At 47.2% G+C, this 25,925-nt stretch carries 21 protein-coding genes; 13 read left to right on the top strand and 8 right to left on the bottom strand.

All coding sequences use genetic code 11. The features are described from left to right. Positions 1-369 precede the first annotated feature (369 nt). The 5 genes from EXU85_RS25530 to rpmH form a co-directional block, all read right to left on the bottom strand. On the bottom strand, positions 370-1,152 hold the full coding sequence (locus EXU85_RS25530) for a type III pantothenate kinase (RefSeq protein ID WP_142774798.1): 783 nt from the start codon (positions 1,150-1,152) through the stop codon (positions 370-372). A gap of 178 nt (positions 1,153-1,330) precedes the next feature. Further along, positions 1,331-2,020, bottom strand: coding sequence for a tRNA (adenosine(37)-N6)-threonylcarbamoyltransferase complex dimerization subunit type 1 TsaB (gene tsaB / locus EXU85_RS25525; RefSeq protein WP_142774797.1), 690 nt, complete (start codon positions 2,018-2,020; stop codon positions 1,331-1,333). Positions 2,021-2,141: 121 nt separating this feature from the next. Continuing rightward, positions 2,142-3,800: a S41 family peptidase gene (locus EXU85_RS25520; protein WP_142774796.1), complete on the bottom strand. Its 1,659-nt coding sequence runs from the start codon at positions 3,798-3,800 to the stop codon at positions 2,142-2,144. A 75-nt stretch (positions 3,801-3,875) separates the two neighbouring features. Beyond that, complete coding sequence (locus EXU85_RS25515; RefSeq protein ID WP_142774795.1) at positions 3,876-4,301, bottom strand: ribonuclease P protein component; 426 nt, start codon at positions 4,299-4,301, stop codon at positions 3,876-3,878. A gap of 96 nt (positions 4,302-4,397) precedes the next feature. Further along, entirely contained in the window at positions 4,398-4,565 is a 168-nt protein-coding gene (gene rpmH / locus EXU85_RS25510) for a 50S ribosomal protein L34 (protein ID WP_046576258.1), read from the bottom strand. Positions 4,566-4,771: 206 nt separating this feature from the next. Between rpmH and EXU85_RS25505 the strand changes: the two genes are divergently transcribed. From EXU85_RS25505 to EXU85_RS25480, 6 genes are all read left to right on the top strand, one after another. Then, a complete protein-coding gene (locus tag EXU85_RS25505) occupies positions 4,772-6,340 on the top strand; it encodes a M61 family metallopeptidase (protein WP_142774794.1) in 1,569 nt (522 codons plus the stop codon). 69 nt (positions 6,341-6,409) lie between these two features. Further along, a complete protein-coding gene (locus EXU85_RS25500) occupies positions 6,410-7,501 on the top strand; it encodes a glycoside hydrolase family 130 protein (RefSeq protein WP_142774793.1) in 1,092 nt (363 codons plus the stop codon). Positions 7,502-7,659: 158 nt separating this feature from the next. Beyond that, positions 7,660-8,232 carry a hypothetical protein gene (locus EXU85_RS25495; RefSeq protein ID WP_142774792.1) on the top strand — a complete coding sequence of 191 codons (573 nt, stop codon included), beginning with the start codon at positions 7,660-7,662 and terminating at the stop codon, positions 8,230-8,232. A 176-nt stretch (positions 8,233-8,408) separates the two neighbouring features. Continuing rightward, a complete protein-coding gene (locus EXU85_RS25490) occupies positions 8,409-9,923 on the top strand; it encodes an amidase (RefSeq protein WP_142774791.1) in 1,515 nt (504 codons plus the stop codon). Between the two features lie 38 nt (positions 9,924-9,961). Continuing rightward, the gene (locus tag EXU85_RS25485; protein ID WP_142774790.1) at positions 9,962-10,315 is read left to right on the top strand and encodes a hypothetical protein; all 354 of its coding nucleotides are present in this window, start codon (positions 9,962-9,964) and stop codon (positions 10,313-10,315) included. A 151-nt stretch (positions 10,316-10,466) separates the two neighbouring features. Continuing rightward, a complete protein-coding gene (locus EXU85_RS25480; RefSeq protein WP_142774789.1) occupies positions 10,467-10,979 on the top strand; it encodes a GNAT family N-acetyltransferase in 513 nt (170 codons plus the stop codon). 127 nt (positions 10,980-11,106) lie between these two features. Here EXU85_RS25480 and EXU85_RS25475 read toward each other — a convergent pair whose 3' ends face one another. The 3 genes from EXU85_RS25475 to EXU85_RS25465 all read right to left on the bottom strand — a co-directional run bounded on the left by EXU85_RS25475 (position 11,107) and on the right by EXU85_RS25465 (position 15,305). After that, the gene (locus tag EXU85_RS25475) at positions 11,107-12,333 is read right to left on the bottom strand and encodes an MFS transporter (RefSeq protein WP_142774788.1); all 1,227 of its coding nucleotides are present in this window, start codon (positions 12,331-12,333) and stop codon (positions 11,107-11,109) included. A 102-nt stretch (positions 12,334-12,435) separates the two neighbouring features. Further along, a complete protein-coding gene (locus EXU85_RS25470) occupies positions 12,436-14,133 on the bottom strand; it encodes a sodium/solute symporter (protein ID WP_142774787.1) in 1,698 nt (565 codons plus the stop codon). A gap of 197 nt (positions 14,134-14,330) precedes the next feature. After that, positions 14,331-15,305 carry a YihY/virulence factor BrkB family protein gene (locus EXU85_RS25465; protein WP_142774786.1) on the bottom strand — a complete coding sequence of 325 codons (975 nt, stop codon included), beginning with the start codon at positions 15,303-15,305 and terminating at the stop codon, positions 14,331-14,333. Between the two features lie 328 nt (positions 15,306-15,633). Between EXU85_RS25465 and EXU85_RS25460 the strand changes: the two genes are divergently transcribed. From EXU85_RS25460 to EXU85_RS25430, 7 genes are all read left to right on the top strand, one after another. Then, positions 15,634-15,972, top strand: a complete 339-nt coding sequence (locus EXU85_RS25460; RefSeq protein ID WP_142774785.1) for a PadR family transcriptional regulator — start codon at positions 15,634-15,636, stop codon at positions 15,970-15,972. A gap of 43 nt (positions 15,973-16,015) precedes the next feature. Continuing rightward, positions 16,016-18,649, top strand: a complete 2,634-nt coding sequence (locus EXU85_RS25455) for an ABC transporter permease (protein WP_246859244.1) — start codon at positions 16,016-16,018, stop codon at positions 18,647-18,649. A gap of 232 nt (positions 18,650-18,881) precedes the next feature. Continuing rightward, complete coding sequence (locus EXU85_RS25450; RefSeq protein WP_142774784.1) at positions 18,882-19,220, top strand: PadR family transcriptional regulator; 339 nt, start codon at positions 18,882-18,884, stop codon at positions 19,218-19,220. Then, on the top strand, positions 19,217-21,844 hold the full coding sequence (locus EXU85_RS25445) for an ABC transporter permease (RefSeq protein WP_246859243.1): 2,628 nt from the start codon (positions 19,217-19,219) through the stop codon (positions 21,842-21,844). The genes EXU85_RS25450 and EXU85_RS25445 overlap by 4 nt, the downstream gene beginning before the upstream one ends. Positions 21,845-21,991: 147 nt before the next feature. Next, positions 21,992-22,678, top strand: a complete 687-nt coding sequence (locus EXU85_RS25440; RefSeq protein WP_142774783.1) for a hypothetical protein — start codon at positions 21,992-21,994, stop codon at positions 22,676-22,678. A gap of 10 nt (positions 22,679-22,688) precedes the next feature. Then, on the top strand, positions 22,689-25,337 hold the full coding sequence (locus tag EXU85_RS25435) for an ABC transporter permease (protein ID WP_142774782.1): 2,649 nt from the start codon (positions 22,689-22,691) through the stop codon (positions 25,335-25,337). Positions 25,338-25,503: 166 nt separating this feature from the next. Further along, positions 25,504-25,899, top strand: a complete 396-nt coding sequence (locus EXU85_RS25430) for a VOC family protein (protein WP_142774781.1) — start codon at positions 25,504-25,506, stop codon at positions 25,897-25,899. Positions 25,900-25,925 lie beyond the last annotated feature (26 nt).

The raw sequence follows: 25,925 nt of genomic DNA, 5'->3' as shown, positions 1-25,925 counted from the left end.
TTGTTGACGTTAGGTAAGAAGCAGAATCTCTTCGTGTCTGGCACCCTCATAAATACATGCATGGGGTAAGACGCCTACATCAAGTTACTGAATAGGTAAGTAGCTTGTTATCAGCTAAAAAATTATCCTATTCTTTATTATTTAATTATGTTTAGATAGAATAGAACGGATGGGAGAAAAGAAATGTAATGTTCTATTTTTCTACTTTTAGGTTAAATACAGGATATGAAAGAGATTTATTATACGGTCTCAAAATAATTTCTACTTTTTTGTCGCTCTTTAAATAGTACAATAGCTAAAAGCCCTCTGTCGACACATCGATAAAAATGTGATAGCAGAGGGCTAGCGATTAATACTCGTTTACGAGGGTTATCTACTATTGGTTGACGACGTAACGAATGCACCAATCAAACGAACACCTTCCAGCGTCAATGACGGAACGATGTCGGTAAAAACATCGTGCAACGATGGAATCCGACCCGAGAGGCCACCTGTTGCTACGGCTATGCAGTCGCCGTTGAGTTCGGTTTGAATCCGGCTCACCAGAGAGCGAACCAAGCCTTCATAGCCTAATACTACGCCCGCCTGAATAGCATGCGTCGTACTGGTTCCAAGCGCCGACGAAGGCACTTCAATGGGCACTTCGGGTAGTTGGGCGGTATTGGCAAATAACGACCGGATGGCAGTTTTAAGGCCAGGTGCAATAGCCACTCCCAAAATTTTGCCTTTCCCCGACACAGTGGTGAACGTCAGGGCCGTACCAAAATCGACAACAACACATGTCCGTTTATAGCGCGTATAAGCTGCCAGCGCATTAGCCACAAGGTCGGCTCCTATTTCGTGCGGACGCAGAATCTCAAGGGGTAATAGCGGATAAACGCCTGGTCCTACTACCACAGGGTCAAATCCAAACAATTCGGCTAGCATGGCCCGCATAGTAGGCGTTAAATCGGGCACAACGCTACTCAGTACGGTAGTTTTGATCGCACTCAGTGGGATACTGGCTTCGAGCAACCAGAGCCGCAACCGACGTTCGTAGGAATCTGCTGATTCTTCACGCCAGGAAGGAGTACGCCAGATGTGTTGCCAGGTAGTTTGGTCATAAAGTCCGAAAACGGCGTCGGTATTGCCAATATCAACGATAATCTGCACAGGAGCGGGAAATAGACGGTTGTCGGGGCGAAATAAGGGGAAAAACCGCAGATTCTCGCTTTATGATAAATTATGTTTTTGACAGGATTAACAGGATAAGGCAGGATTTTACAGTCAGCACTACTCTATAAAGCCTGTAATCCTGTCAGAGATTGGGCAAATAATACTGTAGGATTGATTAAACCACCAGCTTTTTAGGCTGTGTAGTTATGAAGTCTTTCAGATAGAATGGCTCGAAAGTGGCCAAATTCTCGAATTGACCTGCGTCATAAACTGAGGTTGCCAATTGGCCAATCGTGCGGGCTGATGGGACAATATGGATAGCAGGAAAGAAAGCGTTTGGGTGTTCGCCCAATAGTGACCGGCATTTTGCGGCCCCATCGCCGAAGAACACCACCGGGCCTAGTGTCAGCCAGTTACTGAATGAATTTTCGTCAATGATTTGTGCCGATGTGGGTTGGATTTCAAGCCCACTTGTGTCATAAAAGGCACAATAGACCTCCATCCGGCGGGCATCAATCATGGGGCACAGGGTATAACCGGCAGGAAAGTATTCTCGCACCTGACCAGCCATACCTGCTAACGTATTTACGGCCAGCAGCGGTTTGTCTAACGCAAAACATAGCCCTTTAGCCGTTGATACCGCAATACGCAGCCCCGTATAGGAACCTGGCCCCTTGGCTACGGCCACTGCATCCAATTGCCCTAACTCATATCCTGCCTGCTGAACAACATCACTGATAAGTGTTGTAAGCATAGATGCAGACGTGCGTTCTGTAAAGAGTTCATAACAACCCAACAGGCTGCCACCCTGATGGAGAGCCACGGAACAATTGGCTGTGGAAGTATCGAGAGAGAGAATGAGCATGAAAGGGAGGAAAGGGAGGAAAGGGAGGAAAGGGAGGAAAGGGAGGAAAGGGAGGAAAGGGATATTCTTGCGTCAGCAACCCTTTCTTCCCCCTCCTCCCTTTCCTCCTTCCTCCCCTTTATTATTTTCCTTTTAAAATAGTTGAGTACCGACCCATGTCCTTGAAGAGGTCCAAAGCGGCTTTCATTTCAGGATCCGTAGCAAATGAGGCTTCTTTGAGGCCTTTTTGCAGGTAATAATGGCCCGCAATTTCCTGCTCAAGCAACGTCCGGATCTCCGTTTTAAACGTATTCAGGTCGGCGTCTTTGCTGTGCGACATCTTGGTCTTAAGCGATTTGAGTTGATCCTGAATCTGATCGAAGTATTTTTCTTTCTTAGCTGAGGCTTCGAGTGTGCCGAGGTCTTTTTCAACCTGTGTAGTATAGTCGTATTCTTTGTCGCCTACCCACTTGGCAAAATCACTGTACTCAGCGTCTGTCAGACGGAACTCACGGGCGGGTTTGATACTCGGGTGTTCGTGACGGTATTTCACGGCATAATCGAAAATCAGCCCTTTGTTCGTCAGGCTAAGGGCAATAGGCGTTGGTGTTTGGGCTTCAATGACTACATCAGGCAGAACACCACCCCCATCATACACCACCCGACCGGCTTTAGTTTTAAATGCTGTTTTCAGAGAGTCGGGAATTTTGCCAACACTACCATCTGGGTTGCGGTGACTGTAGTCGATGGCCTGAATACAACGTCCACTTGGAATGTAGTACTTAGCTGTGGTGATTTTAAGCTTGGTATTAAACGATAACTCGCGGGTGGTTTGCACTAAGCCCTTGCCGTACGTACGCTGACCGATCAAAACACCCCGGTCGTAATCCTGAATCACCCCCGATACAATTTCGGCGGCCGATGCGCTGTGGTTGTTCGTCAGCACAATAATTGGCATTTCGAGGTCAAGTGGTGGATTCAGCGCCGTGTAGGTTTTGTTCCACTCGGTCACTTTCCCCTTCGTTGTAACAACCTCTGAATCCTTTGGAATAAACGTATTACAGATGTCGATGGCCATGTTGAGGAGTCCACCGGGGTTTTCACGAACATCAAGAATAAGTTTCTTCATGCCCTTGCCCTTCAATTCCTGAAAGGCTGTACGCACCTCCCGTGAAGCCGTTGCTGTAAAATCCTTGAGGTCTATGTAGCCAACATCTTCCGAAATCATGCCGTAATAAGGCACATTGGTCATTTTTACTACGTCGCGAATGACACTGAGCTCAACGGGGTTTTTCTCCCCGTATCGCTGTACAGTTAGCTTTACAGCGGTGTTATTCTGCCCTTTCAGCAACTTGCCCGGATCAGACTCTTTGCGCGTTTTTATATCAATGCCATCAATTTTTATGACCTCATCACCAATTTGAAGGCCTGATTTTTCGGCAGGCGTTCCTTCATATACCATCAGTACAATACTCTTTCCCTGGCGCTGTCCAATAAGTGCACCAATGCCGTTGTAACGACCGGTGGTCATGGTCATGTAGTCCTCGATTTCATCCTCCGCAAAAAAGTTGGTGTAAGGATCGAGCGCCTTCAGCATGGCGTCGATACTGGTTTTCACCATCCGGTTTGGATTAATCTCATCTACATAATACAGATTCAATTCTTTGAACAACGTGGCGTAGATGTCGAGGTTGCGGGCGATTTCGAAAAAACGATCATCGTTTTTAAACGAGAAAAAACCAATGCCACCGGCTACAAGCACTGACGAGGCTAAAAGAGTAAGGCGTTTAGGGAAGCGCATAGTAGCTTTTGAATGAAGAATGTATACTGAAAAATGTATAATGAATGCTGAAGAGTAGACGGGACATATTCTTCATTATACATTCTTCAATATACATTTTGCTATAGCTAATTTCATACCTTTTTCTATCTCTTCAAACGAAATTATCTGTTTTGCGGTATAAAGAAAGGCAATATATTCCGGTCTTGATTGACCGGGTAAAGGCTTTTCCTGATTAAATAGATACTTATTGAGTCGATAAGCTTCCCGTACCCGTCTACGAATGAGGTTACGGTCAACGGCGCGCTTAAAGGTTCGTTTCGGTACCGTAATGACAATAGCTGGCAACAAAACGTTGCTTTCGGGAGTAAATTCGGGTTGGGGGAGATAGAGCACCCGAAATGGAAAAAGGTAGAACGTCCCTACGGTCTGACGTGACCCGGTCGCACTACCCTTTTTAAATAATTCTCCGAGAATTTTTTTGCTGCAAAGCCGTTCCGATTTACTGAAGGTTTGCGGCATACAGTTTAACGTTTGTAGTTCGTAGTTTGATGCTTTCTATGATCTAAAACATCAAACGTCGGACATCAAACCGCTCCGGCGGCCCAGGTCAGACTATTAAATTTTAAAGCGTTCGCCTTTTTTCTCGTCAGAGACGGTCAGTTTGTGACGGCCTTTGGCACGACGGCGGGCCAAAACCTGACGGCCATTGGCACTAGCCATCCGCTCACGGAAGCCGTGTTTGTTTTTCCGCTTACGATTTGATGGTTGGTACGTTCTTTTCATGATCTATCTTGTCCTAAAACTCTTGTTTTTCCAAATGAGTCCGCAAAGATACGCGAACAGACTTAGTTTACCAAGCCTTGTTTTAGATTTGTAATCAGTCAATGAAGTGTAGTAAGTGAAATAAGTGTAGTAAGTTGCACAGAATACGCTTTACGCTCTGAACTTGCCAAACAACTTCACATACTTAACCTACTCAACCAACACCAATGCATTATCGGCTTTCTTCTGATCAAACTACTCCTCATTACATCGCCATTGACGCTCGGCTAACCGATATTAGTACACCGGAGGTAGAGCTACAATTGCCAGCCTGGCGACCGGGACGCTATGAATTGCAGCAGTTTGCCAAAAATATTCAGCGATTTTCTATTGTCGATGGTCAGGGAAATCCGCTCCCGTTTCGTAAAATCACAAAAGATCGCTGGCTGGTACAGACAAACGGTGCCACCGAACTAACCGTCCAGTACAATTATTACGCGCTGTTAACTACGCCTAATCAACTGAATGCGGGTAGTAGTTTTGTGAGTGATACGCTACTGTATGTGAATCCTGTTAACCTGTGCCTGTATGCCGAAGGACGGATTACGGATCCATGTACGCTGGAACTTGATATTCCTGATACCTGGACAATTGCCTGTGGTCTTACTCAATCAGGTCCTAAAATGCTTCATGCAGCTGATTTTTATGAGCTGGTCGATTGTCCGCTTATAGCCGCGCCCGTTATTCAGCACATTCAGTACGAAGTTGGGGGAACGCCTTTTCATGTCTGGATTCAGGGTGGTCGCCGGACGGATGGTGATCCTACTTTTGATGTCGAACGAATTGTGCGGGATTTTACCCGGTTTTCACAGAAACAACTCGATCTCTACGGCGAATTCCCAGAAGAGACCTATCATTTTCTGACGCTGATTTTACCCGTACCCTACTATCACGGCGTCGAACATCGTAATTCAACGGTGCTGGTACTTGGTCCCAATGATGAAGGGGAAGGGCTATACCAGGATTTACTGGGCGTATCGTCGCATGAGTTATTCCATGCCTGGAATATTATCCGCATTCGGCCTGTTGAACTGCTACCATATGACTTTACGAAGGAAAACTACTTCTCAACCTGCTTTGTGGCAGAAGGTGTAACAACCTACTATGGCGATTTGATGCTTCGACAAGCCGGCGTCTTCTCCAATGAAGCCTATCTGAAGGAGCTTCAGGTACTGTTTAAACGACATTTTGAGAATAACGGACGAGCGTTTCAGTCGCTTACTGAATCCTCCTGGGATTTGTGGCTCGATGGCTACGATAAAGGCGTGCCCGACCGCAAAGTATCGGTCTATCATAAAGGAGCCATTGCCGCACTGATTCTGGATCTACATATCCGCCGACTTACCAATCATGCCCATTCCCTGGACGACGTAATGCGCATCATGTGGCAACAGTTTGGAAAACCCTTCATAGGCTATACACTGGATGACTACCGGACAGTCACCGAAACCGTAGTGGGCGAATCGCTGGAGTGGTATTATGAGCTATGTGTTTTTGGTAATCAACCTCTCGAAACCAAACTCAATGAGTATCTGGATTGGGTTGGTTTACAGGTCGTTTACGAAGAGCCGACTACCGATCATCCGGGTGGTATTCGGCTACTGGAATTAGACGATGTTGCAGGTGCCAGGCAACGGGCGCGCTGGTTTGGGGGTAGTTTGACTCAACCTATGCACGAAGGGCATGCCGAACTGGTGCCGGAACAAAAGTTAGGCAAGAACGTAGTAGCAAAATAACGATGGTGCAAGGCCAGAGCCAACGTGGCCCGGCCTTGCACCATTCTAGAACCCCTTTCCTACAAATTAATGATCCGTTTATTCTTAATTCTTTCCCTATTACCCAGTTGCCTACTGGCCCAGTCGAAACCTGAAAAGCCCTGGATGCTTGGGCCGTTTCAAAAAGAGAATGCGTACAACCCGATTTTGGCGGCTAAAACCAATACAACATTCAGTTGCCCGGTACGCCATGAAACGGTTCGCTGGGAGGAAAAAGATGTATATAATCCATCAGCCGTAGTGCGTAATGGAAAGGTATATATGATTTATCGCGCTGAAGATACGGTTCGACGGGTGGGTGGTACGTCGCGGCTGGGGTTGGCGGTCAGTAGCGATGGAATTCATTTCAAACGAATGCCAAAGCCCGTTTTTTATCCCGCTAACGATCCCATGAAAATCTATGAGTGGGAGGGAGGCTGCGAAGATCCGCGCGTAGTTGAAAGCGCCAATGGCGTGTATGTAATGACCTATACTGCCTACGACGGCGACAAAGCCCGTCTCTGCGTAGCCACATCGCGGAATCTGATTAACTGGCATAAACAAGGCCTGGCTTTCGATGATGTCGACAACGGGAAATACCGTAACAACTGGTCAAAGTCGGGGGCTATTGTTTGCAAACGGGTTGGCAGTCGATTAGTGGCACAGAAAATAAACGGCCACTACTGGATGTATTGGGGAGATAAACCGCAACTCCGCCTGGCCACTTCCGATGACCTGCTGCACTGGAAACCACTTGACACAGAGGGTGGTAAACCACTGGTTGTTGCTGAGTCGCGCAAAGGAAAGCATGACTATCGACTGATTGAACCAGGTCCATTTGCCATGCTGACGCCAAATGGTATTTTGCTGATTTACAATGGGATGAATGATGCAAAGAATGGCGATGTCAATCTGGCTGAAGGAGCCTATGCAGGCGGTCAACTACTTTTCGATGCGAATGATCCGACCAAACTCATTGATCGGTCGGAAAACCACTTTATTAAACCCGACCAGCCTTATGAGATGGAGGGGCAAGTGAATCAGGTATGTTTTCTGGAGGGAATGGTCCCGTTTCGAGGGCGGTGGTTTTTGTACTACGGTACGGCCGACTCGAAAATTGGCGTGGCCGTAGCCAAACAATAAAGTGGATCCGCGGTAGCGTTAGTCTAACCGATTTGGTGGAAGCTATGAGAATAGATGTACAGTTCTATGTCACTAGTGAGAAACGAATGGTCAAATTTCTCGTCTAAGCGTTCATAGTTGTGCTGGTACCCTATTCCATAGCTAAACCTAAATCGTTTATGAAGAACACTTCTTTTTTTAGGCAATTGCTTGATGACGAATCGTATCTTGAAAACGTAACCCAACGGGTTAATCAACCTGAAACGAGTATAAAACAAGTTCACCGATTAGCAATTAGTTTACTACTCGTTTGCCTGCATCGACAATTACAAACTGATATTGGTAAAGGATTAGTGTTGCGAATTTTAGAGAAGCATGCGCGTTTGACAGCCTCTATCCCCGATTTTGACTTGACGATTACTACTGATTTCGTTGAACTGGTAACGGAAGGGCACTACCTGTTGAGTACCTTACTCCCTGGTAAAAAGAGTGCAATTATGACAATAATTGTACAGCATACGAAGCTTTCCTTTAGTGATATTGATCCGATTGTAGGACTATTTGCTTATACTCTATTTACCAGATTAGCCTTTGAGTTAATAAACCAGGAGGGTACCACTAGTTTTATGATACCCCCTGCCGAATTGGAAGAGTTTGCACCTGAACTGAGCAACAAGGATTATATGGCAATTGGAGCCTATTCTGTCTTGTCTTTGTCCAGGCCTGTTTCTATCGCTACAGCAGGTTCGTAAAATGCCAGCATATCCTTATTATCTCCTACAATACCAGAGCTAATGGCCTGTCAATTTTTCAGTATGGGATTATGACTGAAAGCTGGGCGGTATAGGTGCGCTATAAATGTCTTTGTTAACCGTAATGATGTACATGTTAATGAACGGGCATATTCAGCCATTTCCACTCAATTTCTATGCAAACGTCCCGCTCTCAAACCCTGTCTTTCGACGAATACGTCAAACAGGATGCAACAGCATTAGCTGAACTGGTTCGCACGGGTGAAGTAACCCCCAGCGAACTTCTCGAAACGGCCATTGCGCGAGCTGAAGCCGTTAATCCTAAGCTCAATGTTATTGTAACGCCCCTATATGACAAAGGGCGCGACATGGCCAATCACTTACCGGAGGCTGGACCATTGCGGGGTGTGCCATTCTTATTGAAAGATCTGGAGTTAGAGTGGGCGGGAACACCAATGAAATCGGGCAGCCGGGGCTATCAGAACTATGTATCAACGGCGGATAGCGAAGTGATCAAACGGCTCAAAGCCGCTGGCCTGGTTTTCTTCGGAAAAACCAACACGCCGGAATTTGGCCTGACACCCTACACTGAATCGAAACTGTACGGACCTGCCCATAACCCCTGGAAGTTGACCCACTCGCCGGGTGGGTCGAGTGGTGGGTCAGCTGCTGCTGTAGCTGCTGGAATTGTTCCGGCTGCAACCGCAACCGATGGCGGAGGTTCCATTCGGATTCCGGCTTCATGTTGCGGATTGTTTGGGCTAAAACCCTCACGGGCGCGTGTTACGCTCGGCCCCAACTTTGGTGAGTTATGGAATGGGGCCGTAGCGGGCCATGCTGTTACACGAAGCGTGCGTGATAGTGCGGCTCTGCTGGATGCCATAGCTGGCCCGCTGGCGGGTGATCCATATGGTATTGCGCCACCCGAGCGACCATTTCTACAGGAAGTTGGCCGAGAGCCGGGTAAATTGCGAATTGCATTCGCCACACAGGCGCTAATGCCCTCACAAACGACTGATCCGGAATGTGTTAAAGCCGTTCAGGAAACGGCCCGATTACTCGAAGGATTAGGGCATACGGTTGAGGAAATTCCCCTTCCCTATGAAAAAACGATTGTTACCGAAGCCTTTTTTGTGAACGTACTCGGCGAAACGGCGGCTGTCCTTCGTCAGTTGAGTGAATACCTGGGGAGGCCCGTTAAACGGACGGATGTAGAGTTAAATACCTGGGCGCAGGCACGACTGGCTGAAGGCTTCTCAGCTGCTGATGCTGCTTATCAGAAACGCCGGTGGAATACGCTCAACCGCAGTATGGGGCAACTGCACGAAACCTATGATCTGTTTCTGACGCCAACCTTACCCCGGCCGCCTATTGCGATGGGTACATTTCAAAACAAGGACTCGGAAGAGCGTCTTTTAAAATTAGTTGACTCCTTCGGCGGTTTGAAATACCTGAATGGCAGCAAAACGGTAGAGGCATTGGCCGAACGGTCACTGGGCTACATTTCGTTTACGGTCATTACCAATATGACTGGTCAACCGTCCATGTCGGTACCGCTGCACTGGTCGGCAGATGGGTTGCCTATTGGCGTTATGTTTGCGGCTAAACTCGGCGATGAAGCAACTCTGTTTCGGCTTGCGGGGCAGTTGGAACAGGCCAAGCCGTGGTTTGATAAACGGCCGACTTTGTAATCGCCTTAGTACAACGTTTGAACAAAAAACAGTTTCTTATGAAAAGGTCTATTTTCATCGTACTCTGCTGTTCAGCTTTTTCAAGCCTATACGCGCTGCCTGATTTACCTGCTAAAACGTATTCCAGACAGGATACTTTGGTAGCTGTGCAACACCTCTTTGCCGATAAACGATCATCGGGAAAAATCTATACAATGGTAGGCGGGTGTTATGTGTTGGGTGGACTTTTTGCCCCACCAATCTGGGTGGTAGGTGCCATACCAACGGGTTTTGGCCTGATCAGGCAAACTTGGTTTCGGCGTAATCGGGAGGAAGCGTTGCTCCAGGATTACCAGGCTGGAATTGCTTTGCCGAAACGGATTCAGCGTCGGTTGAAGGTAGCATATTTTTAATTTTGTTTACATAATAGTGCTTATGCGGTATGATGATGATGTGGAGAGTTACATTATTGCCAGCTCAGTTGCATAAGTAAAGATAGGACTCCGAGAGGCCAGATACGTATGGGAAATAGTGATGTCCAGGTTAAAACGAACTGCTATAGCTATGCATATTGACTGTGGCCTATGCACCATCCGTTCCTGGAAACGGGGCGATGAACAGAACCTGCCTCATTATGCCAACAACAAAGAGATTTGGCTGAACCTGCGAGATCGCTTTCCACATCCCTATACACAAGCCGATGCGCATCAATGGATTGAGTTAGTGGTGGGTGCTTCTCCTGAAACGAACTTTGCTATCACTGTCGAGAACAAAGCAGTAGGGGGTATCGGTTTGGTTCTCCATGAAGACATAGAGCGTTGTTCGGCTGAAGTAGGATACTGGTTAGGCGAAACGTACTGGGGACGTGGCATTCTGACAGCCGCTTTAAAGGCCTTTACTCAATACGCCCTGGATGAATTTGTACTAACTCGCCTGTATGCCGTTCCGTTCCTTCGTAATACGGCTTCAATGAAAGTGCTCGAAAAAGCAGGCTATCAACGGGAAGGTATCATGCGTCGAAGTGCGATTAAGGATGGCCAGGTCATCGATCAGGCTTTATATGCTTATGTCGTTTAAAATATGGAAACTAAGATACGGGTACTCTCCACCCTGTTAAAGATTCTTAACGTAGCCGTTTAGATAGAGACGAGTTTTACTTAAGCATTCCAGTAGATAAGCTCATACTAAGGCGAACCTGGCAGCATTATTCGCTGTAATCCAGCTCTTTTCCGTACGTTTCCTCCATCGTGAGCAATGACCAGAGGCCAAGGCCGAAGCAGATGATGGCGACAATGGCCGCTGAGTGGATCACACCCAACGAAGGTTTCATAGCTTGAAAAGCCGGAATCGTAAGCAATGTAGTTGCCCGAACGTTGTTGGCTACAGACGTGGTAGCTGTAGCCCGGAGATTGGTGCCGAAGCTCTCCGCCGTAATGGTCAGGAACATAGCAATGTAGCCGATACTAAAGCCCATTGCCACACAGACGGCATAGAATGTGCTTGTTGAGCTAATCCCGCCAAATAAGTAAATGGCCATAAAAAGGAACGCCATTCCCATCATAAGGCCAATGGCTTTCTTGCGTGACTGGAGCCATTGACTTAAAGCACCACTTAACAAATCGCCGATAACCATACCGATATATGTAAACATCACGCAACGCCCTGGCTGAATGGCCTCCTGAATGCCTAAGGCTTTCCCGAATTCATTCCCGAAGGTGGTTAGAATGCCGATAACCAGATAGGTCGGAAGAGCGATACCCATGCAACGTAAATAGCGTAGAGTCTGATTTTTTCCTCGAAATAAAGCCCAGAAATTTCCTCTCGACACGCCCGTTTGCTGGGCACGTTTGAACATACCTGATTCGAGGATACTTACCCGCAGGAGTAGTAAGCCTAAACCCAGCCCACCACCAATGAAGTAAGTTGTACGCCAGTCGAACAGGGTAACGGTAAAGTAGGCTACCACTGCGCCTAACAAGCCTACACCGGCCACCAACGACGACCCGTACCCACGTAGACGTGGGGGTAAAATTTCACTTACCAAGGTGATACCTGCTCCCAATTCTCCAGCCAGACCCAGCCCAGCTATAAATCGGAGCCAGGCATAGAGTTGGGGATCGTGAACAAAACCACAGAGAAGGTTCGCCACAGAATAGGTAATAATGCTCCCAAACAGGACAGACAGTCTTCCCCGTTTATCGCCCAAAATACCCCATAGGATGCCGCCAACCAGCAAACCGGCCTGTTGATAATTGATAATCTTACCACCAACCAGGGAGATGTCAGCTTCAGACAGGCCAAGGTCTTTCAAACTAGGGACCCGGACAATATTGAATAATAGAAGATCATATACGTCCACAAAATACCCCAATGCAGCTACAATGACTGGAAGGGTGAACAACGGGCGTAGGGAGTTAGAAGAGGAGGTCATACGTTTACAGGGTAAAAGAAAAGAAGAAGACGTAAACGAAAGGAGTGGTCCGCCTGAGCGACCATCTTTGGTTTACGTCTTCTTTAACCGAGTTTTATTCGCTTACCAGAATCGGATGTAAAGCATTGAAACCAGCATCACAATAATAACAGCCATTGCCAGGTTGGTTGGTGCCAGTTTGAACATGGACGAGTCGATAGCCAGTCCTTTAGGGTTTATTTTTGGCCCGGCCAGACTGATGAGTATCATCAGGCCAACGGTCAAAAAGAACGCCCAGCCCATGGCAACCAAGAACGGAATCTCGTACACGCCCTCGCTGTTCAGGAATGAGGAATACATGATCGTTTCGGGGCCGAACAGCCTGGGAGCGAAGTTGTTAAACAGAACCGCAAAACCAAAGCCTCCCAAAATGCCAACGATAGCCGCGACACCAGTGGTGCGTTTCCAAAAGAAACCTAGCAAAAACACCGCGAAAATACCGGGGCTGATGTAGCCGGTATATTTTTGAATGAACGTAAAGCCACCTTCACCACCAATACCAAGCGCATCCTCCCAGGCCAGCGCAATAGATAATGCTACCGCCACCAGAATGGTGATTCGCCCAATCCAGAGTGAACGAGCTTCACTCGCGTTTTTGTTAATGTACTTCTGGTAAATATCGAGGGTAAAAATGGTCGAAATCGAGTTGGCTTTACCCGCCAGCGAAGCCACAATAGCGGCTGTCAGAGCGGCTACCGACAAGCCTTTCAGACCGGTTGGCAAGAACGTAAGTACTGCCGAGTAAGCATTATCGCCCGATACAACCCCGTTGCGGAGCATTTCGCCCTGTAGCCCGCCATTCTTGTGAATCACATAAGCGGCAATGCCGGGCAGCATAACGATGATTGGCATAAAAATCTTGAGCAGGGCTGCGAAGAGAATACCGGTACGGGCCGTTTTAAGGTCGGCCCCCAGGGCACGCTGGGTAATGTACTGATTACAACCCCAGTAGTTGAGATTAACAACCCACATGCCACCGAGATACATAGCAATACCCGGCAACGTTAGGTAGCGCTTGATGTCAGGCTGGGACGCACCAGGATCCGGTTTTTCGAAAATCATGTGGAAATGGTCGTCGGCATCTTTGATCATGGCACCCAGTCCCGAAATAATACCCCCGTCCAGTCCTAATGTCAGGCTAACCTGTTGCAGGGCCAGATAGGTAGTAACCAGACCACCAATGATAAGCACCATAACCTGAATAACATCCGTATATCCAATGACATTCATGCCACCCAGGGTGATGAAAATCGCGAACAGACTCAGGCAGATAATGATGGTATGAAAACTGTCGCCCCCTACCAGGCTGCTGATAGCCAGCGCACCAAGGAATAAAATGGAAGTCAGGTTGACAAATACGTACAGGAACAGCCAGAAAACGGCCATGATCAGGCTTACCGTTTCGTTGTAGCGCGTGCTCAGAAACTGCGGCATCGTGTAGATGTGGTTCTTGAGATAAATGGGAATGAACCACACTGCTACAATGATTAGTGAGATTGCCGCCAGCCATTCATACACCGCAATAGCGACCCCGAAGCGATAGCCATCGCCCGACATACCAATGAACTGCTCAGCGGAGATGTTAGAGGCAATCAGGGACGCTCCGATGGCCCACCAGGTTAGTGACCCCTCGGCCAGAAAGAAATCTTTAGTGTCTTGTTTGGTTTTTTGATTTCGACGGTAAATCCAGTAGCCGTACGAAGAAACACCGATAAAATAGAGAAAGAAAATAACGTAATCGGTTAAGGTAAGTTGGTTCATTGTGGCAGTACGAAATATAGGTTGTGAAATCAGCCTGTAAAAAAGCAATTATTTCTCCAAATAGGCTTACTGTCGGCTAAAATCATTTAAAGATTAGCTAATTCAGTACTATATATACAGCTGATTAAACACAGAGACACCGAGAACACAGAGATAATGTATTTGTCTGTGTTCTCGGTGTCTCTGTGTTTAATCAGTTATTTCTTAGCCTGCTCCACTTTTTGCTGGATTGGTATTTTGGAAACTTCGCGCTCGCGTTCAGTTTGTTCTACGTACACCGCGTAGTCGGCGGGTTCAATTCGGATACCGAAATGATTGGCATAGGCTTGCGTGAATTCCGCTCCGAAATAGAGAATAGCAGCTGTGTAATAGATCCACGTCAGAATGACGATCAGAGAGCCAGCTGCGCCATAGGTCGAACTGGTGCTGGTGGTTTCGATGTACAAACCAATCAGGTAGCGCCCGAGCATGAACAGCAGCGCCGTAAAGATGGCTCCCCAACGCACATCTTTCCAGCCTATTTTGGCATCGGGCAGTACTTTGAAAATAACACCAAACAAAATTGTAATGACCGAGGTGCTGATCAGAAAATTGATCGCACTAATTACATAAACGCCAAATCCGGGTAAAAAACGCGTGAGTTGATTGCTTAACGCTAGCACCATTCCGTTAACAATTAACGATACCAGCAGGAGGAAGCCCAGACTAACTACCAACGAAGAAGACAACAATCGGTCTTTAATCAGTTTTAGCCAGCCTTTCTTCGGCTTAGGTTTAACCCGCCAGATCAGATTAACCGAATCCTGAATTTCGACGAAGATACTGGTTGCACCGAGCACCAGCGTAACAATGCCAATAGCCAGGGCAGTACTGGTTTTCCCCGACAGGCCCACGCTTTTTATCATGTCCTGAATCTGCTTGGCGGCTTCATTGCCTACCAGACCATTGATCTGGCCGAATATTTCGCCACGAATGGCTTCTTCGCCAAAAAAGATACTAGTCAGGGAGATGACCAGTACGAGCAGCGGAGCCAGCGAAAAAATAGTGTAATAGGCCAGAGCAGCACTCAATTTCAAACAACGGTCATCAAGGAAGCCATTGAATGAATCACGTAAGACAATCCAGGCGTTTGAAAAGAAGCCTTTATCGGTGTTAGTTTTCTTAGTTGCCATAGGCATTGGTATTGAGTCAGCGAACAGCTTCGGGTAGAGCCGCTTCAGAAGATGCATCATGGATGTAAAAGGCTATCCTAAAGTTGAACAAGCGGATTCAGCTACCTGAATAACCCAAATAGACGGCTGTTGTTATCAAACCAGGCCTTATATCAGGATAGGGGCGAAATTGCCCAGGCGGTTTGTGTTCAGTAGCGGACAGGAACTGTACGTTTTCGGACAGTGAATCCCTCCTAAAAGCCTTTATTCCGCTTCTAAAAGCCCTTTTTTCGTTTGGCAGGCTATTTGTCCTGCAAAATTACAACTAATACTTCCGTCGTTTACTGCCATGCGAAGAGCCTTCTTGGGGGAGTTTGAAGAAATTGTGTTACTGGTTGTGGCCGCCTGCCTGACAGATGCCTATGGGGTCAACGTCTGGGAGGATGTTCAGCAGCAGACCGGACGCTCAATAACCATGAGTGCTGTGCATGCCACGCTCTACCGACTGGAAGAGAAGGGCTATCTGGCCTCAACAATGGGTGGCGCAACGGCCGAACGGGGTGGGAGACGCAAACGATTTTTTACGCTGACACCCCTGGGCGTACGGGCGTTAAATGATATCCAGGAGGTGCGAAGTCGCCTTTGGAAAGCTATTCCACCGGGCAAGTTTCAATTGATTGGGGGGTAAGAGAGGGAATGGATAATTGATAATGAATAATGGATAATGAATTATGAATGCACCACCCCGCTGGGCCGACCGTCTGTTAGAAACCTTCCTGTCTCCTCGTCTTTTGGAAGATGTGCAGGGGGATTTGCATGAGGTGTTTTATAAACGTATTCAGGAAGTGGGTCTTTCTAAAGCCCGTCGGGAGTATGGATGGGCGGTGTTACATTATTTGAGGCCGTACTTTTTTAAATCGTTCCGGCGCTCCGGCCAACGGACATCTAGTTACTACAGTACATATCCTCAACCCTCATTATTTCAGTTTGATATGATTTGCAATTATCTGAAAATCGCCTGGCGGAACATCGCCCACAACAAATCGTTTTCGGCTATCAATATCCTGGGCTTGGCCCTTGGAATGGCCTGTTGCTTCGTTATTGTGCTCTGGATTCAGGATGAACTCAGCGTAGACGCCTATCATGCCAACGGTCCGCAGCTTTATAATGTGATGGAGCGTCAGTTTTACGATGGCAAGGTAGAGGCTGGGAACGGGACCCCTGCTTTGCTTGCTGAGGAATTGAAAAAAGAATTTCCCGAAATCGCATATGCGGCCGGGCTTTCCTGGGAAGAAGAACGCACGTTTTTGGTGGGGGATAAGCTCAATAAAGAGAAAGGACGATGGGCCGGGGCCGATTGGTTTAAAATGTACAGTATTCCATTACTGGCTGGCACCGCCGAAACCGCCTTGAACGGGCCGAATACCATTGCGATCTCACAAAAACTAGCGCAAAACTATTTTGGTAGCCCGCAGGCGGCTATGGGTAAAAGCATTCGGATCGGCAACAAAGAGGATTATCAGGTTAGCGCCGTTTTTGATGTCCCGGCAGCCAGCTCGGTAACCTACGACTATCTGCTGAGTTGGAAGGACCTGCTAAATCATAACGAATGGTTGAAAGATTGGGGGACCAACGCGCTTGAAACCCGCATTCAGCTAGTTGTAGATCGGAATGGCGTACCTGCTGATCCGGCCCGTCTGGAAGCCAAGATGAAGTCGTTTCTGAAAAGCCGCAATCCGGGCATGACCAAGAGCGGTTCTGCTATTCAGCTTTTTCTGCAACCCTATCAGGAGGCTTATCTGTATTCCAATTTCAAGAACGGTTATCAGGATGGGGGGCGTATTGACTATGTACGGCTGTTTGGGATTGTGGCCGTTTTTATCCTGCTGATTGCCTGCATCAATTTTATGAATCTGGCAACAGCTCGCTCCGTTAAACGAGCCCGTGAGGTGGGCGTTCGAAAAGTGGTTGGTGCCGGGCGTGGCTGGCTAATCGGGCAGTTTATTGGCGAGGCTATGGTACTGACATGCATGGCTTTACTGATTGCGCTGGGCGCTGTCTGGCTGTTGCTGCCTACCTTCAATAGCCTGACGGAGAAGCATATTGCGTTTCATTTTACCGATGCTTCATTCTGGGTTATCTTGGTCGGGATGGCACTTGTTACGGGTTTGATTGCCGGAAGCTACCCTGCCCTCTTTCTATCGTCGCTAAACCCGATTCGGGTATTGAAAGGTACTGTACGATTCGGGGCAGGCGCGCGATTTTTCCGGCAGGGACTGGTGGTTTTTCAATTTGCCCTGTCAATGTTGCTCATCATCGGAACCATCATCGTATACCGACAAATCGACTTTATTCAAACCAAGAATCTAGGATTTGATCGGGAGGGAATGCTTTATGTGTCGTCTGAGGGCGAGCTGGGGCCTAAATACAATACGTTTAAGGAAGAGTTGTTGCAAATGCCGGGGATTCAGTCCGTAACCAAAATGGATGGCACACCCACCAATGGATTTGGAAGTACAGGAAATGTGCAGTGGCCTGGAAAAGACCCGAAAGCCAGCATTCAGTTTCAGTTCTCTAAGGTTGATTACGATTTCACGAAAACGTTGAAAGTAAAAGTTACCGGGCGAGATTTTTCGAAGGCTTTTGGGGCAGATTCGGCCAATTTCCTCATTAACGAAACGGCTGCCCGGCGGATTGGCTACAACGATCCAATTGGTAAACCACTGACCATGTGGGGCAAAACCGGAACCATTGTGGGGGTTATTGCCGACTACCACCAAAGCTCGATGCATACCGCCATTGAACCATTTATCGCCAAATTAGGCGACGGGCAAATTATTATTGTGCGCGTTAAACCTGGACAGACGAAACAGGCACTCGCGAGTCTGGAAGTGCTGGCTCGGCAACTAAATCCAAAGTTTCCGTTCCGGTACCGGTTTGCCGATGAAGCGTTTCAGACCTTGTACCGTAGCGAAACCGTTGTTGGATCGCTGGCTAACTACTTTGCCTTTCTGGCCATTTTCATCTCCTGTTTAGGATTGTTCGGGCTGGCGGCTTTTACTGCCGAACAACGCACAAAGGAAATCGGGGTTCGTAAGGTACTGGGCGCGTCGGTGATGAGTGTCGTTGCGCTGCTTTCACAGGATTTTCTAAAACTGGTCCTGGTCGCTATCCTCATTTCGTCGCCACTTGCATGGTTTGGGATGAGCCGTTGGTTACAGGAGTACGTCTACAAAATTGATCTCTCCTGGTGGATTTTTGCCTTGGCCGGATTGCTGGCAATCGGAATCGCATTGCTGACAATCAGTTTTCAGAGTATAAAAGCCGCCTTGATGAACCCGGTGAAGAGCTTGCGGAGTGAGTAGGAAGGGTTGTAATATAGAGATACACAAAGTCCTCAGTGTATCTCTTTTTTCTTTGTGAATCTCCGTGTAATAACAAATAACATTTTGTCCTCCAACGGACAGGGCTGTGTCCATTTACGGACAGATTTAGCTGGCTATAAAGTTGTTAAACGGCCTAAATGGGCTATTTAGGCCATGTTCGCTAGTTGGCCGCAGATTTGTACGATAAAATATAAACTAATACAAAAAAGCCATGCGTCGCACGTATTTAGGCGAGTTTGAGGAAGTAGTGTTGCTGATGGTAGCGATTCTGGATGGGGAAGGTTATGGGGTTACCGTCAGCCAAGCATTGGAGGAGCACACGGGCCGAATCGTAACGTTCGGCACAGTACACAATACCCTTATCCGTTTGGAAGAAAAAGGGTTTGTGACTTCGGAATTAGGTGGAGGTACGACTGAACGGGGTGGACGGCGCAAGCGCCTGTTCCGGGTGACAGCCCTGGGCAGCCGGGCGCTTCAGGACATTCAGCAACTCCGGCAGGAGCTTTGGCAACTAATTCCACCTAAAACGGTACAGTTAAGTGGTTTATGAACGTGCCTAATAAAATCCCGCCCCGCTGGGCTCACTGGCTCTTAACCAGACTTCACCCTAAGGAAACTCTGGAGGAAGTAGAGGGCGATCTGGATGAGCTGTACGTATACTGGTATCGTAAGGCGGGAAAAACACAAGCGACTTGGCGCTATGTGCTCAATGTAGTATCGGTGCTACCGCCCTTTGTGCGAAGACGAGAACACAAACAACACGAGTATCAACCTTCAAATTTGTACCCTGCTATGCTCCGTAATTATGTCATTGTTGCCTGGCGGAATCTTGTACGTCATAAGGCTTTTTCATTCATCAATATTACTGGGCTGGCCTTAGGCATGGCCTGCAATCTACTGATTGGTTTGTGGATGCACGATGAGCTTAGTTATGATCGTTTTTTTCCAGATGCCGAAAAGATCTACGTAGTTCATTATAATCTTGAGCGTAATGGCGAAGTGCTAACTACCTTATCGACCCCTGGCCCTTTGCAAGGGGTCATTCAAAAGGATATTCCACAAGTAGCCCATGTGACTAAGGTGGCCAACTGGCCAAATGTGCTGGTCAGAACAACCAACCCGACAGCAGACGAGAAACCGTCCAAAGAGCAAGGCTATTATGCCACCGAGGATTTCTTCGGCGTATTTGATGTGCCTACTTTATCCGGTCACCCCAAAGAGGCCTTAGCGAATCCGACTCATATCATTATTAGCCGTAAAATGGCCGAAAAATACTTTCCTCATGAGCCTGCGTTAGGAAAGCAATTGCAGCTTAATAATGATAAGCTCTACACGGTAGGGGCTGTTATTGAAAATTTACCAACCACATCGACACTGCAATTTGACTGGATTGCTAATTTCAGGACATTCGAGCAGGAGTGGATGAAAACCTGGGGAGATAACCCATTTCAAACCTACGTTCGCCTGAATCCACAAACAACATTGGCACAGGCTGAGGCAGCTATGAAGGGCATTTATGGTCGTTACACCGATTGGAAAAGTGCTAAAGAAGGCAGAATCTACCCCATTTTACAGCCTATCGTCGACCAGCATCTGTATTCGGTTTATCAGAATGGAAAATCAACTGGTGGACGTATCGAATATGTACGTATTTTTTCCCTTGTGGCTCTGTTCATTCTGGTTATTGCCTGTATCAATTTTATGAACTTATCCACGGCCCGGTCGGCGTTGCGGACTAAAGAAGTTTGCATTCGGAAGGTAGTTGGGGCTCGGCGTTTCGCTCTGGTGGGCCAATTCCTGAGCGAATCGATGGTAATGAGTCTGCTGGCGGCCGTTATCTCGTTGGGTATCGTCTGGTATGTCTTACCAACGTTTAATACATTGTTGGAAAAACAATTGGCACTTAACCTGATGAGTCCTGGGCTTTGGCTGGGCATCAGCGGGCTAATACTCATAACCGGTTTATTAGCTGGAAGTTATCCAGCCTTATTCTTGTCAGGTCTACCTCCGCTTCGTATTCTGAAGGGATTCCTGTCACTTGGCACTAATCCGGCAACGTTCCGTCAGGTGTTGGTTGTGTTTCAGTTTTCGCTGGCCGTTTTCCTGCTTGTCGGTATGCTAACGATTGGGCGACAAATGCGCTATTTGTATACGAAAAATCTCGGTCTGAATCGGATGGACGTTGTAGCGATTCCCTTGGAAGGGGATATTCTCAAATCAGGTCATCCAGAACCGTTCCGGCAGCAGTTGCTGCGATTGCCTACAGTAGCATCTGCCGTAACCGTTAACAAATTGCCTATCAACATCGATAGTGGTTCGGGTGATCTAAAGTGGTCCGGGAAAGACCCTGATAAACCAACGGAAGTTTCAGGTGATTTTGTCGGGACTGACTTTGCCAAAACCATGGCTATTCCTGTATTGGCTGGGCACGAGTTCAGGACTCATAATCGAATTGATTCGGGCGGATATATCATTAATGAATCAGCGGCTAAACTGATGGGCATGGCTAATCCGATAGGCCAGGAAATAGAATTCTGGCGTGGTAAAGGCCCAATTATTGGTCTGATTCAGGATTTTCATTTGCAGTCGCTTCATCAGCCCATTACTCCGCTGATTCTGGCGTTCGACGACGGAAATGCTAGTTATGTGCTGGTAAAAATCCGTGCTGGTCAAACAGAGAGGGCCCTCTCCGATATTGAGCGGCTGGTCCGGCAATTTAACCCGGATTACCCATTTAGTTATCAGTTTCTGGATAGTGCGTATGATAGCCTGTATAGAAGTGAGCAGCAGGTTAATAAATTGGTTGATGTATTCGGGTTGCTGGCCATGCTGATTTCATGTCTGGGATTGTTTGGACTCGTGGCTTACATGGCGGAGCGCCGAACCAAAGAAATCGGTATCCGGAAAGTATTAGGCGCATCTGTACCCGGCATTTTAGCCTTGCTGTCGAAGGATTTCCTTAAACTGGTTTTAATCGCTATTGTCATTGCTTCACCTCTTGCCTGGTGGGCTATGAATCGCTGGTTGCAGGAATTTGCTTACCGCATTGATGTGGAATGGTGGGAGTTTTCCCTGGCAGCTCTGCTGGCTATTGGTGTTGCTTTGTTAACGATCAGTTTCCAGAGCATTAACGCGGCTTTAGTGAATCCAGTGAAAAGCTTACGCAGCGAATAGCGTGGAGACGAGAACGCAGAAAAGGCATCCTACCCAGCTCCATGCTCCCTGCTTTAAACCCTAAAATGGTACGTTTACTACGACAGGCAAGAGCCAATCTTTTGGATACATTGAGACTGTAGTGAGTTTTATAACAAAATTAAACCAATGAAAATAACAGTATTGCTTTCTATAATGCTAACGCCCCTATGTTTTAGCGCTGGAGTAGCGCAGGTTCGTGAAACAAAGCTTTCCCTGACTAACACAGATGGACTAATACCAATTAATACAAAGGTATTTGTAGAGACTTACCTTGGTAAGCCAAGTGTTCGAGTCGTCGATTTGGGCAGTGTTATGACAGAAGTGTCCTATGCTAAAATTAAAAACAGTCGCTTCCAAAATGGCATAATCGAGTTGGAACTAGCTGGTAAACTCTTAAGTAATGCAGGTGAGCTTGCCCGTGGATTTGTGGGCATTGCATTTCGAATTGCCGACGATGATTCCAAATTTGAATGTATCTATTTGCGGCCAACCAATGGTCGGGCCGATGATCAGGTCCGACGAAACCACTCGGTACAATACATTTCATACCCCGGCTTTCCCTGGCAGAAAAACCGAAAAGAAACACCAGAAAAGTATGAATCGTACGTGGATCTAGTAGAAGGCGAATGGACAAAAGTGAGGATTGAAATTCAGGGAGATAAAGCAAAACTGTACGTTCATGGGGCTGCACAGCCCACGTTAATCGTAAACGATCTGAAACACGGCCCGAATCAGGAAGGAGCAATTGGGCTTTGGGTTGGCCCAGGAACCGACGCTCATTTTAGGGACCTGGTGGTAACTCCCAAAGAGTAATCCCGTTGCCATGAAATCACCCCGCTGGGCCCACTGGCTCTTGACCCACCTGCATCCCGAAGAAACACTGGAGGAGGTTGAAGGCGATTTAGATGAACTCTACGCGTACTGGTATCAGCGGGCGGGCAAGACGCAGGCTACCTTGCGCTATGTGCTGAATGTGGTGTCGGTTTTACCGCCCTTTGTCCGCCAACGGAAAATTAGTAAACAAGGATACGAACAGACCTCAATTTTTAGCCCCGTTATGATCCGGAACTATTTTAAAATCGCTTTTAGAAATCTGCTGCTTAATAAAGCTTATTCGGCCATCAATATTGCCGGGTTGGCTATAGGCATGGTCGGCTGTCTGGCAATTGGCCTGTTTGTATGGGATGAATGGAAGTTCGATAAAACCATACCCGATAGCGAGAACATTTACCGCATTTATACCGAACGAACCAAAGACAATACAACCACTAAGGCAGCAGTTGTTGCTCCGGCTTACGCGAGCTTCCTGCAACAGCACTATCCTGAAGTGGATACAACTGCCCGGATATTGATGGCTCCCGATCGATTTTTGATGGATGTAGGCACCCAGAAAAACTATGAAGATAAAGGCTGGTTTGTGGAGTCGTCTTTTCTTCAGCTATTTGCTTTGCCACTAGAAAAGGAAGTGGTGACTGCTGACATTCTTGATATTCCGAGAACAATTATTCTTACCAGCGAACTGGCAAAAAAATATTTCGGAGAGGAGAATCCCGTTGGTAAAACCATCAAAATCAATACGTTTGATTATACCGTAAAAGGCGTGCTTGCGCCACTGCCGGATCATTTTCATCTGGATTTTCATTTCCTGATGTCTTTCTCCAGTGTGGGTATCCCGCCAAGCCGAATGGAAAGGTGGACCTGGAACCAGTTTTATACCTATGTAAAAGTAAAACCGGGAACGGATATTGGGCTCCTGCAAAACAAATTACAGGGGTATGTAAAAACCGAAATCATCAAACCCGGCGATACGGTCATGCTCCCTTTTTTTCAGCGGCTCCAGGCTATTCATCTTGGCTCGGCTGATTTTACCTTTGACAATGCCATCCGTGGCAATGAAAGCTATGTAAACGCATTGATGATCGTAGCGCTGTTTGTGCTTGTTATTGCCTGTTTCAATTTTATCAACCTGGCTACAGCCGTATCGTTCCGAAGAGCCAGAGAAATCGGAGTCAGAAAAGTAGTTGGTGCAGGACGCTGGCAACTCGTTTTTCAATTTCTGGGCGAAACGATATTGGTGGCCATAATGGCTATGCTCATTGCGTTAATCGCTATGTTGATCGTCGTTCCAGCCTTGAATCGTTTCACCGACAAAGCAATAGCCTTTAACCCGTTCACAGATCCGCAACTGTGCCTGTTGCTCTTGGGGGCAACCCTATTGGTGGGTATACTGGCGGGGAGCTATCCAGCCATCATTGTATCTGGTTTCCAGCCGGTGAATGTGTTGAAAAATATACAACTATCCCGCAACGGTACACCCTGGCTCAGGCAGGTGCTGGTTGTTGTGCAGTTTGGGCTTTCTTCATTGCTTATTATTTCAACTCTTGTCGTGTTCAGGCAAACCCAGTATATGAACAATAAGGATCTGGGGTTTAGTAAAGAACAGCTTATCTATTTTCAGGCACAGGGCGATGTAGCCGGGAAAGGGCTGGAAACCTTTAAAAACGAACTCAGACGTTCCCCCAATGTAATTGCTGTTACATCGGGCTATGGCCTTCCGGGCGACCAGTTTGCGGGGGACGGTGTTACACTTCCAGGCAGGAATGGCGGAAAAGACTATTCCGTAAATATGTTTGTTGGCGATCATAACTACCTGAAAACAGTTGGGTTACAGCTTATTGCTGGTAGGGATTTTTCAAAAGACATGTCGACAGATGTGCAGGAAGCCTTTATCATTAACGAAACCGCTGTAAAGGAGTTTGGCTTTAGCTCCCCTGAGAAAGCATTGGGCCAGCGAATAAATTGGCACGAATGGGCACCCACCGACACGACTAATCCGATTAAAAAAGGAAAGATAATAGGGGTAGTCAGAGATTTTCACTACAAAAGCCTTCATGAGAAAGTTACGGCTGCCGTGATCCACATGGTGCCGCAGGAACTGTTTAAAGTGGCAGTAAAAGTCCGAGAGGCCGATATGCAGAAAACGATAGCGTATATCAACACCGTATGGAACAGGTTCTCCCGCAACTTTCCTCTGGATTATAAGTTCATGGACGAGACCTATGGGAAAATGTACAGTATTGAAAAAAAACTATCCGAGCTGCTCTGGCTATTCGCGGTCCTTGCCATCATTGTAGGTTGTATGGGATTGTTCGGGCTTGCCGCATTCAGCGTGGAACAGCGTGTCAAAGAAATTGGTATCCGGAAAGTACTGGGAGCCAGTGTGCTAACAATCATGGGGCTGTTGTCAAGAAATTTTATCATACTGGTTTTCCTGGCTTCCGTTATCGCCACGCCCATAGCCTGGTGGACCATGAGTAGCTGGCTGAACGACTTTCCATATCGGATTTCCATCGACTGGTGGATATTCGCCTTAGCTACCCTGATGGCGGTAGGGATTGCTCTATTGACGGTCAGTTTCCAGAGTATGAAAGCGGCTTTAATGAACCCGGTGAAGAGTTTGCGGAGTGAATAAGCCCTACAACAGGATTTTTTTAACTGACCCCCTTACAACGTAAAAAGAATACGTTGTAAGGGGGTTAACATTGCGCTGGGATGTATCGTGAAGGCGTCTTTACTCATGCCTACCCGAAATTCTAACTACATAGATAAATTACCTTAAACAACCCGAACAAAGCCAAATGGAAACGCCCAACGCAACGATTAAAAATGCCTGGCCTTACCAGCAGGATAAGATGAATTTGCCAGTTCCTGATTTGGAGGCAGCGATCCCATTTTACGAAATGATTATGGGATTTCGGGTGGTTTCCCGGCAAGACAGCCCCTATAAATCAGCTACTATAGATAAAAACGGATTTCAGATTGGGCTGGCCGAAAATGGAGGTGATCCAACCCAGGATGGCTGTTTCTTTGAAGTAGATGATGTTGAAAAGGCATTCGCGGAATTAAAGGCAAATGGGCTGGAAAAAAGCGAACCGAAATTTGATCATCAAACCTATGGCACTACTGAATGGAAAGTCTTTTTTGTTGTTGCGCCAGATGGGCTTTGCTACTGCTACGGCGAGCGACAAAACTGATTGCTCGAGGTGGGCTTTTATACACG

This window comes from Spirosoma sp. KCTC 42546 (genome assembly GCF_006965485.1).
GTDB lineage: Bacteria > Bacteroidota > Bacteroidia > Cytophagales > Spirosomataceae > Spirosoma.
This window is presented reverse-complemented; position numbering and strand designations above follow the sequence as displayed.